Raw genomic sequence first — 14856 nt, forward strand, 5'->3', positions numbered from 1 at the left:
GCCGGCTCGGTCGTGGGCGCGGGAGGCGGCGCGACCGGCGGCGGCGCGGGTTCGGCCGTCGGCGCGGCGGTCTGCGCCGCGGTCGCCTGCACGGCGGGCGCCGGGTTCTGCGTGCTCTTGCCGTCCAGCATGAAGAAGAGCCCGACCGCGGCCGCGACGCCGAGCACGAGGAAGCCGCCCGCGACGATGGCGCCGAGCTTCGGCTTCGCGACCGGCGTCGCGGGGGCCTGCGTCGAGTAGAGCGGCGCGCCCGTGGTCCCCGGCGGGATCGTCACGCGTGGGATGGGCGCGCCCGACTGCGACATGCCCATCGCCGCGAGCTGCGCGGCCGTGGCGCCCGCGTGCGAGATTGCCGCGGGATTCACGCCGGGCGGCAGCGGCATGCCCGCCTGCGAGAGACCGGCGGCGGGGATGCTCGTGCCTGGGATGGGCATGCCCGGCGGGATCGAGCCGCCCGCCACGCTCATGCCGTACATCGGCACGCCTTGCAGCGCTTGACGCACCTGCGCCGAGGCGGAGAGGTCCGCCGGGTTCGGCATGTCGAGGTTCGTCGGCTGCGCCGCGTAGTTCACCTGCAGCGCCTGGGCGAGCGCCTGGATCTGCTCGGTCGCGTTCGTGTACCGCTGCTCGGCTTCACGCGCGCAGGCCCGGGAAAACCACGCGTCGAAGCGCGGCCCGAGGTGCGGCGACATCGTGCTCGGCGGGACCATCGGCTCGTAGAGGATCTGCCCGATGAGCCCGGCCATGCCCTCGGCCGACCAGTAGTTTTTCCCGGTGAGCAGGCGATACGCGATGAGCCCGAGCGCCCAGAGATCCGCGGCGGGGCCGACCTTCGAGGCGTGCCCGCGGGCCTGCTCGGGCGACATGTACCAGGGCGTGCCGAAGATCGCGCCGTCCTGGGTGAGCTCCTTCGCGTCGCTCTGATCGACGAGCTTGGCGATGCCGAAGTCGAGGATCTTCACGAGCGGCGTGCCGTCCTCGCGTTGCGTGACGATGAGGTTCGCCGGCTTGAGATCGCGGTGCACGATGCCGAGCGCGTGCGCCTTGTCGAGGACACGCCCGACCTGCTTCAGGTACACGACGACCTCGCCCGCGGGCAGCGCGCCGCGTTGCTTGAGCTCCGAGCCGAGATCGCGGCCCTTGAGGAGCTCCATCACGATGAAGGGGACGCCGCCGATCTCGGGCGCGACGTCGGCGTCGATGACGCGCACGACGTGCTCGCTGCCGATGCTGACGGGCGCGCGCGCCTCGGTGCGGAAGCGCTCGACGGCGCCGGGGTTGTTCGCGACCGACGGGTGAAGGAGCTTGAGCGCGCAGATCTCGCCCGTGTTGACGTGACGAACCGCGTACACCGCGCCCATGCCGCCGCGGCCGATGAGCTTCTCGATGCGGTAGCGGCTCTGGATCACGAGGCCGGGCTGGAGATCACCTTGTTGCGGGTTCACGGCCTCGAACGTGCCTTCGGGCACGGCCGGCGCGCCTGCGGCCGGGCGCGGTGCGGGCGCGCCTGCAGCGGGACGCGGTTGCGCAGGCGCGGGCGCGTCGACGGGGCTCGGGAACGGCACCGTGGCGACGGCGGAGGGCATGGGCGCGTCCGCGAACACGGGCGGCGGCGGCGCGGGGTTCGCGGCCGGGCCGGGGTGTACGGGCATCGGCACCGTTCCGGCGGACGGCCTGGGAGGCGGCGCGGAAGGGCGCGCGATCGCGCCGGGCGCAGGGGGAGCCGCGCGAGGCGGCGCAGGCGGTTTCGGCGGCGCAGGCGGAGCAGGCACGAGGACTCCCGGACGATCGAAGCAGCCGACAATCGTCGTTCGGGAGAGGCTATCGACTTTCGCCGCAAGGGGCAAGCGAGGCGGAAAATTCCCGGGGGTCAGCCCGCGGCTTCTTCGAACCCGAGCGCGTCCTCTCCGAGTGAAATCCCGTTCGCGAGGAGGATCTCGGCGGCGTGGTCGATCGTGAGGATCATCGCGCGTGCCTGGAGCGCGCGTTGCTCGTCCTCGGACAGATCGCCGGGCCGGCCGGAGGTCGCGTGCTGGAGGAGGATCGCGCCGGTGACGCTCACGTTGAGGCTCTCGACGAAGCCGCGCATGGGGACGCGGACGCTGCGCTTGCAGGCGGCGACGAGCTCCTCGTGGATGCCGTCGCGCTCGTTGCCGAGGACGAGGCAGACCTTGGGGATCGATCGGAGATCCTCGGGCGCGAGCTCGCCTTGCGGGTGCGTCGCGACGAGCTCGTGGCCGGAGGCGGCGAGGACGTCGAGGGCCGCTCGGCTCGTGGGGTAGGTGCGGACGTGGACCCACTGCTCGGAGCCGCGCGCGACCTGGCGAGCCGCGAGGAACGAGATGCCGCCGCGCTCGACGACGTGGAGACGCTGGACGCCGAACGCGTCACAGGACCGGAGGACGGCGGCGCCGTTGTGCGGATCGTACGGCGCGTCCATGAGGACGGTGACGGAGCCGAGGCGAGAGGAGAACACCGCGTCGAAGCGGGCCTGACGCTCGGGCGTGAGGAAGGGGCCGAGCACGCGCACGATCGCGGCGTGGTCGAGGCCGGCGAGCCGAGCGAGGAGCCGCTTCTGCGCGAGCTCGACCTGGATGGCATGAGGGGTCCTGCGACGCATCGCGGGGCGGGGATAGCACGGGGGAGCAGGAGGCGAAAACCGGCGATCAGCGCCTTCGGGCCATGGCGAACGCGATCCCGCTCTGGACCGTGCTGCGCGTGACCACGCCGCCCAGGTTGGCCTGGATGTCCACGAGCGCCTGCGCCACGTCGCGGCGAATGCCGGTGAACACCACGTCCGCGCCCACGAGCTGCACCGCGCGCGCCACCTGCACGAGCGCGTCCGCCACCTGCGCGTCCACCACCGCGATGCCCGTGATGTCGAGGATGACCGTCCGCGCGCCTCGCTCCGTCACGCCGGAAAGCAGCGCGTCCATCACCTGCTGCATGCGCTGCGCGTCGAGGATGCCGATGAGCGGAAGCACCATGATCTCGTCGGTGATCGGGATGAGCGGCGTCGACAGCGCGGCGAGGGCCGCCGCCTGCGCCTCGATCACCGCTTGCTTTCGGATCGCCTCGGCGACCGCCTCTTCGGCCCGCTTCCGATCCGAGACATCCCGCGCGACGAACATCACTTCACCGTCCGACATGGGCGAGATGTGGGCGCTGAAGAACACGTCTCGGCCCTCGAGCTGCATGCTGTACTCCGTCGTCACGAGCTTCTTTTCGGCGAGCGACGTACGAATGCCGGCCATGAATTCACTCGCCAGGGCCATCGGCAGCACGTCCACCAGGCGTTTGCCGAGGAGCTCGTCGCTCGGCCTGTAGAGGAGATCGGGCCTCGTGGGCACGATCTTCCGGTAACGCCCCTCGGCGTCGAGCACGAGCACCACGTCCATCATGGCCGTGAACATGTCCCGGAGCTCCGCCTCCGAAGCGCGCGCGGACGCGAGCTCGGCCTCGACCTCCGCGAGCCGAGCGCGCAAAGCCTCGACTTCCCTCTCGAGTGCCCCTTCGTCCTGCTCGCCCCACGCCATGACGCCCCGCCCCGTCCGGCCATTTCATGTCCGACCGAAAAAGGCGGACCGTCCAGGCTTTCGAAGAGGTGGAGATATCAGAAAAAAGCGCACGCCAGCAATGCCGAATTCGTGCACGATGCGAGCGTTTTTTTGCCGGGGCGGCGAATGCCCATGGGTTGGAATGAAAAATTACCCAATCGACCGCAGCGCCGCGACGACCCCTCCCAGCGACGCCCGGTCATCCCGGTCGAGCGCGCTCGTCCCGCGCGACAGCGCCTCCACCAGCACCCGCAGATCCCCGTCGCGCACCGGCGGATCGATCGACGATACCCGCTCGGCCCGCGCGACATCGTCCAGCAAGAGGCCGAACTCCCGCTCGTCGAGGCCGAATGCCCGCGCCTGCTTCGACACCGCGCCCGCCGCGCTCGCCACCGCGGCGAGGCCCTTCTGCGCGTCGAGCCCGAGGCGCGTCAGCTCCGCGCGCTCCCGCAGCGATCGATACGCCGACTCGATCACGTCGAGATCCGCCCGCGCGTGGGCCAGCGGATCCTTCGGGCGCCCGTCGTCGTCCTCGTCCTCCTTGTCCGCGTCCGGGGCCGCCGGCGGGACCGTGGGCCGCCGCGCCGCGACCTCTTCGAGCTCGGCGCGCGCTTCGGCGATCGTCACGAGGTAGCCGTCGATCGCCGCCGTCGCCGCCGCGAGCCGCGCCCCCGGATCCCCCGGCGCGGCCGGATCGAGCCCCGCGATCTCCGCGGGCCGCTTCCGCACGAGCTTCTTGATCGGCATCGCGCATGCCAGCCGGAACGCCGCGGCCTCCGCCGCCGCGAGCACACGTTCCCCGAGCTCGATCCGCAACGTGAGCTCGTCCCGGAGACGCGCGACCTCCGGCGCGAGCCGCCTCTCGCCCGTGCCGTTCACCGTCTGGAGCTTCTGCCCGAGCGCCGCGCGTGTATCCACGAGCGTCCCGAGCGCCTCGCGCAGCCTCGTGAGCGCGTCGTCCGCGGCCGAAAGCTCCGCGCGCAGATCCTCCCCTGCGAGCCGCTTCTTCGCCGTCGCTTCGAGCTTCGCCGTCTCCCGGGCCCGCGCCGCCGCGAGCGCCTTCGCTTGCGTGACGCGCGCGCCTTCGCGCTTCGCGGCCGTCCGCATCGCGAGCATCGACAGCGCGAGCGTCCCGCCTCGCGAGAGCGCGCCGAGCGCCGCGGCGAACGTGATCGTCCCGAGCGTGCCTCCGACGATCGACGTCGCGATCACGAACGCGAACGTGATCACGCCGAGGATCGAGGCGATCGCGCGCAGAATACGCGCGCGGCCCGCCACGACCTCGGGCAGCACCCCGCGCGGCGCGGCGAGCCCTTCGAGCCCCTGCGCGGCCGCCGCGAGCACGTACGCGCCCGCCGCGAGCACGAAGAGCAGCGAGACGAACGCCGCCACGCCTGCGAGCGTCGCGACGAGCTGCCCGAGAAAGGTGATCTCGATCATGCGCCTCTCCTCAGAGCGTGACCTCCGTGTCCTTCGCGCCGAGCTTCGCCTTCCGGATCGTCACACGAAATGCCTTCCCGTCCCAGGCGATCGCGTGCAGCGTGACGGGCACCTCGCGCCCCGGATTCGCCTTGCGGAAGCGCGCCAGGAACACGAGGCGCGCCTCGTCGCCGAGCGGCAGCTCCACCGCCGAGACCCCGATCGACGCCGCGTCCGAGACCTCGGTCAACGTCGCCTCGACCTGTCCGTCTTTCCCGACGAGACCGAGCTCCGTATCGAGATCCTCCCACGTGAGGATCGCGAGCGCGCTCGGGCCGCTGAAGAGCGACAGCTCCTTGAGCTTCCGCGACAAACCCTCTGCGAGACCCGGCTCCACGGGTTTGCCCTCGCCTTCGAGCAGCCGCGCGAGGTGCGCCGCGGCCCAGAGCCGCGCCCAGAGCCGCGGATCCCGCGGCCCCGGCGTCCCCTCGGCCGACGCGACCTGCCGCTCCAGACGCAGCGCCTCGTCCACGCGCCCGCTGCCCGAGGCGGCCAGCGCCAGGCGCAAGAAGCTCGGCGCGTCCGCGGCCGGCAGATCCGTGAGCGTCTTGTATTGCCGATACGCCGCGCCGTACCACCCGTGCCGCAGAAACACATCGCCGAGCAGCCGCCGCGACTCGGCGCTCTGCGAGTCGAACTCCACGATCTCCGAGTACGTCCGGAGCGCCTCGTCCTGAAAACCCTGCGCCGCGAGCACGTCGCCGAGCGAAAGCGCGAGATCGGGGCTCATGAAGCCGCGGTCGCGCAGCCGCCTTCCTTGCGCGAGCGCGTCGTCCTTCTTGCCCGCCTCCGCGAGCAGCCGCACGACCCGCAAATCGCCCTCGGGATCCCCCGGCGCGACCAGCATCCGCTCGCGCAGCTTCGCGAGCTTCGCCTCCACGCCGTCGATCGCGGCGAGCTCCGCGTCCACCTGCTCCCAGGCGATCCTCTCGCCGAACAACGTGCGCCGCACGGACGCGGCGATCCGCGGATCGACCGAACGACGCAGGATCGCCTGCGCCACGTACGCGCGCGTGTCGGGCGCCGACTCGAAGTGCGCGAGCAGCGTGGTCACGGCATCCTCGGTGCGGGCCTTGCGCTGGAGCAGGTCGAGCAGCGCTTGCTCGGCGCGCCAGTCCGGGATCTCGCACGCGCCGCGCGCGGCCTGGTACCGCGACACGAGCGTCTTGCCGTCGAGCTCGCCGCGCAGCCGCTTCGACCACATCACGACGCGATCCGCGAGCGGCCTCCGCGCGACGTCGCTGCACGGCGTCGGCGGCAGGATGTGACTCGCGCGCGGGCTCGGCGTCGCCGGCAGTTTTTTCGCCGCGTCGAACGTGGACGTCGCCGTGGACGTCGGGGGCGGCGGTGGCGCCTCGGGCGCGTGAACCTTCTCCTTGAGCGCCGGCAGATCCCCCTTCGCCGGTCCGATGACCGCCGACCGCGAGACCGTTTTCTCCTGCTGCCCGTCGATCCCCTCCCGGTCCGCGGCCCCGCGGAACGCCCCGCCCCCTCCGCCCGGCGCAGGCTTCGCAGGCGAGAGCGCGTTGCCGGCGACCGCGGGCTCGGGCTCCGCGGGCTCCGCGGTCGCCATCGCCGTCGCCAGGGACGTCTCGTTCTGCTGGTCCGCCGGTTTGTCTTCGACCACCAGCGGCGCGGGCACGGCCGCCACGCTCTCCGTCGCCGGCGCCTCCTCCTTGCTGCGAAGGCTGCACCCCATCGCGACCGCGGGCGCCGGATTCAGCGCCGCATCCATCAGCGCCCGCTCCGTGCGCGCATCGAGCGACGTCAGCCGCACGCCTCGCAGCGGCGAATACCTCCGCCGGATCCCTTGCCGCGCATACGCCGCCTCGCTCTCCAGCGCGAGGATGCTCGTGAACGGCGTCATCAGCCCGTATTCGAGCCCGATCTCCACGATCTTGCCGCGCTGCTCCTCCGGATCCGTCACCTCGCCGAGCAGCCGCCGCACCTTCTCCGCCGCCCACAGCCGCGGCACGAGCGACGTGCTCGTCCCCTGCGCGAGCGTGATCGGATACCGCTTCGCGAAATCCTTCCCGCCCACACGGCCCTTCACCGTCGCCTCGGCCGGCAGCGCGTGGTGCGTCCGCGCGAACAGGAGCACCTCCTCCCCGCGCGACACCTTCCCGCTCGCCGTCAGCATCGCCTCGTCGAGCCCCGCGCCGAGATCGATCGCGAGCTCCGTGATCGTCGGCGTCTTGATCGCGCTCGCGAGCCTGAGTACCTCGCTCGTCGCCGTCTCCATCCGATCGATGCGGAAGCTCTGCCCGCCGCCCTGCCGCGCGAGCTCGCGCAGGAGCCCCACGTTGCTTTGTGTACCAACGGCCACCGTGAACAGCCGCGCCCGCGACGTCGACAAACTGCGCCGCAGCCGCTCCGACAGCCGATCGCCGCTCACCTCGCCCGACGTGGGCAAACCATCGCCGATGTACACCACCGCCGGCTGCTCGGTCCCGTGCAGCCGCCCGAGCGCTGCGTCGAACAGCGCGCCGAGATCCGTCGCGCCGCCCGACGCGTGCTCCGCGAGCCGCGCCAGGGCCGCAGCGATCTCCTTGTCCGTCGCCTCGGCGAGACCCTCCTTCGGCCAGAGCACCGTCGGCGTCGAGTCGATCGCGATGAGCACGAACCGATCCTTCTGCGACAGCGCACGCAGGATCGCCTCCGCCGCGGCCGCCTTCTGCTGCCGCACCGCCTCGTCCCCGGACGCCGACGTGTCGACCACGACCGCCACGTCCCCCGGCGGCTCGGGCACCGCGGCCCAGTCGATGTCCGGCACGTAGCGCGCCATCACGTAATCGGCCCGATCCGCGCCCGCGGCGAACCGCCCGACCGTCAGCGCGGCCCGGATCGAAGGCTCGATCGGCATCGCTTCGAGCTGAAAGTCCGCGCGCGGAAGATAGCCGCTCCGGCGCATCGTCACGCGCCGCCCGCCGTCCTCGACCACCGCGTCCGCGAGGCTCGCGATCCGCATCTTCGACCCCGCCACGCCGAGATCCACCTCGAGGGAAAACTCCCCGATCCGCGCCGGATCCTCGCCGCGCATCGGATAGAGGTACTCGAGCTTCCCGCCCTGCGAAGGCAGCACCTCGAGGTACCTGAGCACCACGCGACGCGAGCCCGACGCGGGGATCGGGTAGATCCGCGAGCGATACGTCCGCCCGTCGACCCATTCGAGCAGCGCGGGCGAGTTCCCCGTCGCCACGGCCGTCGCGTACTTCGCGGCGGCCTCCTTGCGCTCGGTCACCTCGCCCTCGACGAGCGCGCCGTTCGTCTCGACCGCGAACGACGTCACGATCGCCCGCTCCGGCACGCTGAACCAGTACCAGCCTTCGAGCACGCCGCCGCCCGGATTGCCGAACGTCTGATCGACCTCCGTCTCGGCGAGCCCCTCGCGGATCACCGCCCGCACCGACTGGCGGCTCACCTCGAGCACCTTCGCCTTCTCTCCAGGGAGACCCGGGCTCACGCCGTAAACCCGGCCCGCGCCGCTGCCCGCGCCTGCGAGCGGCCGACCGTCGCCCATGCCGCCGGTCCAGTCGTCCCAGAAGAGCACCGGGCTCACCTTGGGTTTGTCGCTGCCGGACGCCTGCGCCTGCTCCCCGGCGTTCACCTCCACGCGCCCGCCCGGCGCCGTCAGCACCGCGAGCCCACGCGTCACCACGACCACGACCTCGGCGCCCGCGCGCCGGATCGAGAGCCCCGCGTCCGCCGCGGCGATCGTCGCGTCCCCGGCCTTGTGCTTGAGGCCGCCGCGCTCCGACGGCGGCGCGTCGAGCCACACCTCGCCGGCCACGATCTCGGCTCCGTCCGACTGGAGGCGCACCGTCGAGTCGCCTCGCAAAAACAAGGACGATCCGTCCGACAGCCGCACGAGCGCCCGCGCCCCGGTCCCGGTCGCGAGCTCCGCGCCCGCGGGCAGCGGCGCGCCCGAGATCACCGTGCTCCCCTTGCCGGCCTCCACGAGCCGCACCTCGCCCGCCGCGAGCTCGAGCCGCGCGTCGACGACGCCCGCGCGCACCGGCGGCACGCGCTGCGACTTGATGAACACGACGAGGCTCGCGACGAGCACGAGCAGGCCGATCGCCGCGCGCAGCGGCAGGGGGTGATTCTTCGCGAGCGCCCTGATTCGATCCAGCGAGCGGGTCATGGTCCTCCGGAGCCGACGAAGGCCGAACGGCCCGGGGGCTCGGAGCTGACACCCCGCTCGATGATCCCCCTGCCGCGTGGTCCATGTTCGCGCCGTCCGTGCGGCGGGGGGAAGATTTCTCGCGCGGCGCCGATTGCGACGGCGCCTTGGCGATCACGCCCCCGGCTTTTTCTCGGGCGGCGGCACGGTGGAGCGGCGCCCCGTCGGCGTTCGTGTGACGTCCGGCACCATCGACGACCGCCCCGGCGAGGACGGCGGGATCGTGGCGCGCCCGATCCGGGCAAACACCCGCTCCGGTGTCTCCCCGTCGGACGATTCCATACCCATCGTCTCGCGAACGAGGATCCCGATTTGGTAACAAATCGTCCCAGCGTCCCGCACGCCGCGCTTCACGAGCAAGGGGGGCAGCGTCTTTTCGAGCGCCACGATCATCGAGCGAGGCGTCACGTTTTTGGGCAAAAATCCCGCCTCTCGGAGCCCGATCCGCAACGTCCCTCGCGCCTCCAGCCGGCTCAGCTTCGTGAGCCGCTCGAGCTCCTCCGCGACCCGCTCGAAGACCCGCGACCCCTCGCTCATGACGCAGCCCCCGCGCCGAGGCGGCGCTCGACGTATCGCACGTACGCGACCGGCGGGAAAAAGCTCAATCCGAACGCCAGCATGGCCGGTACCCCGAATGCCGCGCCGCCCACGAGGAAAACGTCGGCGAAGCGTGATTGTTGCACGTGCAGCGCGCCGCCCGCGGTCAGGCCGTCGAGCATCAGCGCCGCGCAAAGATACCCGAAGCCCCAGAGGACGAACCGATCGGCCACGATCGGCTCCGCGAGCCCGAAACGCACACGTTTTCGCATGAGCACCGCATACCGGAGCGCCTCCACGGCGGCCCAGCCATAACAAAGCGTCCGCAGGACCGCGCGTGGCCAGAGCGCCGAAGGCAATCCATTGGACCAGGGCACGACGTGGTTCACGACGGGCATCGCGAGCCCCACGGCCCCGAGCAGGAGCGCGAACCCCTGGGCCCAGGCTTCTTCCCGGCGGAAGACGAGCCACACGAAGCCCGCGACGACCAAAAATCCCGTATCGACCACGAGCCCGCCGATCTCCACGGCCATCGGCGCGGGCGCGCCGCCTCGGGTCACCGCGCTCGTCACCTGGATCGAATACCCCACGAGTGGAAGCAACATCGACAGACCGAGCAAAAGCTCGGGAGCCTTGCGCGTGCGCGCCGCGAGCCCGAGCAGCCTCGCCGCGACCGCCGCCGCGACGAGCCCGAACACCACCAGAACCATGAGGGTGAACGGTTTCAAACCAGCCAGGAGACGCTACCACGACGCGCGGCTCGACGTCGAGCCCCGCGCGCCCGGGCGGGAAACGCCGTGGGCCGCGGCCTTCGAGATTCGAAAGCCGCGGCCCCGCGTTTTTCCTATCGACACATTTCTAGTTGTTCTGCACGATGATCGCCCCGTACGCGGGCAGCTCGAACGACGTGCCCGTCGCGCCGGAGATGAGCTCCGTCGCGGCGGCGCCCCAGGTGATCGTCTGCGGCGTCGACTTGCGGCCGAGGACGACCGAGATCGTCTCCGCGCCGCTCTCGAGCCTGTATTCGTAGACGTCGGCCGTGTTCTTCACGAGCGTGATCGTCGCGGCGAGATCCGTGAACGCCGCGTGCGCCTTCCGGATCGCGACGAGCTTGCGGTAGTGGTGCAAGAGGCTCGACGTATCGGCCTCTTGCGCGCCCCACGACGCCGGCTCCTGCTCCGACATGAACTTCACGAACGGATAATCCGGGTTCGGCGCGACCGTGATGCCCACGCCCGTGAACGGCAGCACGTCCTTGTTCGCCTCGTTCGTGGCCGCGGCGTCGATGTTCCAGCCCGTCATCTTGTCGCCGACGAACACGTTCTTCTCGAACCAGCTCATCGGCTCGCGGATGAGCTCGTCGCGGTCCCAGGACTCGTTGCCGACGTACTTGTCGCGCTTGCCCTTCTTGCCGAACTCCTCGCCGTAATAAATGACCGGCATGCCAGGCACCGTGAGCACGATCGTCGCGGCCTGCTTCAGCTTCGCCTCGAGCGCCGCGCCCGCGCCCTCGAACTGCGTCGCCGGCCGCTCGAGGTCGTGGTTCGACAGGAACCGCTCGAGGTAATGGTGCGGGCTGCCGCCATTGCCGCCGGCCGCGAGATCCGCCTGCACCTTGTTCACGTACCCCACGAAATCGACCGCGTCGCCCGTCTGCCCGTTCACGAAATTGCCAACGATGCTGCGGAACGGGAAGTCGAACTGCGAATCCATGTCGCTGCCGTACGGCAGCATCTCGCCGTACTGCGCCGGATCGTCCCAGCGATTCTCGCCCGTCAGGAGCACCGTGGCCGAACCCGCGGGCCGCACGACGTCCTTCTTGACGAAATAGTTGAACTCCTTCCACCACACGTGCGTGCCGTGCTTGTCGAGCGAGATCTTCGCGTTGTCGTCGAACTGGTCGATGTGCTTCGACGCGTCGAGCCGATATCCGTCCGCCCCGAGGTGGATCCAGTGCTCCGAGATCTTCTTCATCTCGGCGCGCACCTCCGGGTTGCGGTAATTGAGCTCCGGCATCGGGCCGCCGAAGATCTGGTGGTAGCACTGGTAATTCTTGCACGCCCACATCACGGCCGAGGCGTCCCACGGGTGCCCGTCGGCCAGCATATTCGAATACTGATCGGACCAGACGAACCAGTCGTGGTACTTGTCGTACTCGGCGTGCTTCGGATCCGAGCCCGCGATGAACCAGGGGTTCACGTCGGCCACGTGATTCTGCACGAGATCGAGGATGATCTTGATCCCCGCGGCGTGCGCCGCCTCCGTGAGGTCGGTGAAATCCTTCATCGTGCCGACCGACGGATCGATATCGTAGAAATCCGTCGTATCGTAGCCGTGGTAGCTCTTCGCCTTGAACACCGGCGTCATCCAGATCGCGTCCGCGCCGAGATCCTTCAGGTACGGCAGCGCCTTGCGCAGACCGACGAGATCCCCGATGCCGTCCGTCTTCGTCTCGTCGATGCCGCTCTCCGTCTTCGAATCACCGACCGCCTTCGTCGCGCCGCCGTCCGCGAACGTGCGCACGATGAGCTGGTACATGATCCCCTTGCCGCCCCACGACGCCCAGTCGGCCGCGTCCGTGATCGTCGAATACGAGATCGGCGTCAGGTCGAGCACGTCCGACGTGTCCTCGAGCTTCTGCCCATTCACGTCGAGCGCCGTCGTGATCTTGTAATGGACGGCCTGACCGGGCGTGAGCCCCGTGATCACGAGGCCATTTTTGTTGATGTCGTCCGCGGCCGTCCACGTCGCCTTCTTGTCGAGCGCATCCGGCGCCGCGCCATACTCGACCGTCCCTGTCGAGCCCTTCGCCACGCGGAACATCATCCGCACGCTGCCATTGCCGAGGTCGATGAAATCCTTCGGCCGCGAGATCTCGTACGCCGGCCCCCCCGCCGCCGGCGGCTTCGTGGAGACAGCCTGGCCCTGCGTGATCCAGCACTCGGCGATGTTCGGATCCTGCGCGTTCTTCGTGAGGTCGGTGAAACGAACCCCCGTCTCGACGTCCTTCTTGCAATTGCCGTTCGAGCATTGCACCGGGATGAGCCCGAGCCACGCGTCGTCCGCCTCGCCGGTCACGGTCACCCGCACGTCGGTGTACACGCCGAACTCGTCGGTCCCGTCGAACACCTGCGGCGATCCCCACGCCGGCGACGTCGAGCCCGCGCCCCAGAAATGCACGCCCCACGACTTCGGATCACCGCCGTCCTGCAGCCGATAGTGGATCCGCACGAAGCTCTCTTGCGTGCTCCCGCCCGCGCCGCCCATACCGCCGCCCGCGCCGCCCGTATTCGTGGTGAGCCCCGATCCGCCCGTCCCGCCGGTGTTGAGATCCTCGCCCTCGCACCCCGCAGCAATCGCGAGGAGGCAAGCGAACGAACCGAGGACCGAATAACCAAGAAATCGTCTCATCGTGATCTCCCGTCTCTGTCGAAGCCGTCCCGGACCCGCGAATACACCTTCGCACCGCATTCACGGACGGTCGCACATGATGCGATCCACGCACTGGATGTCAAGCGAGGAGTCGGACGCCCGTGTTATGGCGAATTCCTGCGCGAACCGCGCCGACTTCGGGTCACCGCCAATACCACGCCGATCGTGCCGCAGAGCCCCGCGCCCGCGCCGAGCCCGAAGCCGAGCAAGAATCGCTTTCCCCCGCCGGCCCCGTCCGGACGCGGCTTCGCGACGACCCCGGCAGCAGGCACGGAATCGCGCAACATCGCTGAAAGATAGACCTTCCCCCGCGGCACCTCGGACGACGGCGCGGCCGGCCGCACGCTCGAAAGGTCCGCGCTCGGCGGTCCGCCCCAGATGTCGAAATCGGGGCTCGGGCACGTCACCGGGCCCTGCCAGCGATGACGAAGGACGTAACGCCCCTGAAATGTGCTCACCTCCGCGGGCACCGCGGCCTGCCCCTCGCCGCCGCGCCCGCCCTGGATCGGCGGCGCGACCCGCAAAACGAGGTCCTCGCCAAGCGCTTCCTTGCGATAACGCGCGTGAAGCCGCGAATGCACGATCATCCCCGACGGCGCGCCCAGCAATCGCTTTTCCTCGGGCGAAAGCAAGGGCCCCGGGCACGGATCACACGACCCCGCGTCCCACGCGTATTCGGTCACGAACGCGCCGGGATTCTTGTCGAGCGTCGCGTCGAAGAGCGACGCGTAGAACTCGCCGAATCGCGCGCGGGCCGCCCCGTCGACCTCGACGTTCGTGGGGATCGTGAGGTTCGGGTAATTCGCGGCCTCGTACCTGTCCTCCGCGAGCACGTGCACCACGAGGTCCTGCGTGCCCGCCGAGCTCGAGAGCCCGAGACGCAAAGGCAGCCGGACCGCCTCTGCGTCGAATTCGAATTGAATGGGCGGTGGCATGGCGCGGCCGTTCCGCATATCGTCCTTCGAGAGTTGGATGTCCGCCACGAGGAATTTCCACCCGACCTCCTTGTACGAGCGCAGCACGGCCACGACGTTCTCCGGGATGCGATTGCGATACTCGAGCCAAGGCTCCAGGTCGGATGCCTCAACGACCGTGGCGGAGGCCCCGAATGGCGCGTCGATCTGGACGCGGGACGTTTCCTGGGCGCGGGGACGCGTAACGCCCTCGTCCGGCAGCGCGCTCGGGCCGCCCTCCTTGTCGCGGGCCGCGATCGAGGCGATGTCCGCGTAGGTGCAGGGATCCTGCTGCCAGGATTCGACGAGCCGCGGCGCGCTGATCACATCGAGCCGCTCGAAGATGTCGCTCGGGAGCCTCTTCACCGCGTCGCGGTCGAGCGTGGCCGGCACGGGCACGATCATCTCGACATCGAAGGTCCTAGGCCCCCCGTACATCTCGTCGACAGCGGAGGGCTCGGCCGAGTCGGTGTGGTCGATTTGCATCTGCATCGACATGACGGTGCGCGTCCCGCGCCGCGCGATCACCACGGTCGTCGCGCCGTTCGTGATCTTCGCGTCCCTCTTACCCAGGAAGTAGCCCGGGGATGCTTCGGCCGACGAAGCCGCCGCCGTCAACAAGGCCCACGCGAAGACGCCCGCCGCGCGCATGCCGTGCAGGGTATCGACGGCCGCGTCGCGTTGTCACGGTTTTTCCCTCGCGGCGCGGGGCCCT

At 70.3% G+C, this 14856-nt stretch carries 9 protein-coding genes; all 9 read right to left on the bottom strand.

The annotated features are described in order from the left end of the window. Positions 1–1652 (bottom strand): serine/threonine-protein kinase (locus QHF83_RS37335; RefSeq protein ID WP_282422825.1); only part of this gene is annotated, 1652 nt, incomplete at its 3' end. A 218-nt stretch (positions 1653–1870) separates the two neighbouring features. Further along, complete coding sequence (locus QHF83_RS37340) at positions 1871–2620, bottom strand: RNA methyltransferase (protein WP_282422826.1); 750 nt, start codon at positions 2618–2620, stop codon at positions 1871–1873. A gap of 46 nt (positions 2621–2666) precedes the next feature. Then, positions 2667–3536, bottom strand: a complete 870-nt coding sequence (locus tag QHF83_RS37345; RefSeq protein ID WP_282422827.1) for a PAS domain-containing protein — start codon at positions 3534–3536, stop codon at positions 2667–2669. A 171-nt stretch (positions 3537–3707) separates the two neighbouring features. Continuing rightward, positions 3708–4997 (bottom strand): hypothetical protein, encoded by a 1290-nt coding sequence (locus tag QHF83_RS37350; RefSeq protein ID WP_282422828.1) that lies wholly within the window; start codon positions 4995–4997, stop codon positions 3708–3710. 10 nt (positions 4998–5007) lie between these two features. Then, a complete protein-coding gene (locus QHF83_RS37355; RefSeq protein WP_282422829.1) occupies positions 5008–9180 on the bottom strand; it encodes a VIT domain-containing protein in 4173 nt (1390 codons plus the stop codon). A 153-nt stretch (positions 9181–9333) separates the two neighbouring features. Beyond that, entirely contained in the window at positions 9334–9756 is a 423-nt protein-coding gene (locus tag QHF83_RS37360; RefSeq protein WP_282422830.1) for a hypothetical protein, read from the bottom strand. Next, entirely contained in the window at positions 9753–10484 is a 732-nt protein-coding gene (locus QHF83_RS37365; protein WP_282422831.1) for a hypothetical protein, read from the bottom strand. The genes QHF83_RS37360 and QHF83_RS37365 overlap by 4 nt, the downstream gene beginning before the upstream one ends. A 130-nt stretch (positions 10485–10614) precedes the next feature. Then, a complete protein-coding gene (locus tag QHF83_RS37370) occupies positions 10615–13167 on the bottom strand; it encodes an alpha-amylase family glycosyl hydrolase (protein WP_282422832.1) in 2553 nt (850 codons plus the stop codon). A 125-nt stretch (positions 13168–13292) separates the two neighbouring features. Then, entirely contained in the window at positions 13293–14792 is a 1500-nt protein-coding gene (locus QHF83_RS37375; protein ID WP_282422833.1) for a DUF2330 domain-containing protein, read from the bottom strand. Positions 14793–14856 lie beyond the last annotated feature (64 nt).

Origin of the sequence: Polyangium sp. 15x6, from assembly GCF_029960785.1 — a bacterium.
Taxonomy (GTDB): domain Bacteria; phylum Myxococcota_A; class Polyangia; order Polyangiales; family Polyangiaceae; genus Polyangium.

Excerpts from the sequence above, each read along its gene's own strand:
- QHF83_RS37340 (WP_282422826.1), bottom strand. The coding sequence starts at position 2,620 with ATGCGTCGCAGGACCCCTCATGCCATCCAGGTCGAGCTCGCGCAGAAG.
- QHF83_RS37345 (WP_282422827.1), bottom strand. The coding sequence starts at position 3,536 with ATGGCGTGGGGCGAGCAGGACGAAGGGGCACTCGAGAGGGAAGTCGAG.
- QHF83_RS37350 (WP_282422828.1), bottom strand. The coding sequence starts at position 4,997 with ATGATCGAGATCACCTTTCTCGGGCAGCTCGTCGCGACGCTCGCAGGC.
- QHF83_RS37355 (WP_282422829.1), bottom strand. The coding sequence starts at position 9,180 with ATGACCCGCTCGCTGGATCGAATCAGGGCGCTCGCGAAGAATCACCCC.
- QHF83_RS37360 (WP_282422830.1), bottom strand. The coding sequence starts at position 9,756 with ATGAGCGAGGGGTCGCGGGTCTTCGAGCGGGTCGCGGAGGAGCTCGAG.
- QHF83_RS37370 (WP_282422832.1), bottom strand. The coding sequence starts at position 13,167 with ATGAGACGATTTCTTGGTTATTCGGTCCTCGGTTCGTTCGCTTGCCTC.
- QHF83_RS37375 (WP_282422833.1), bottom strand. The coding sequence starts at position 14,792 with ATGCGCGCGGCGGGCGTCTTCGCGTGGGCCTTGTTGACGGCGGCGGCT.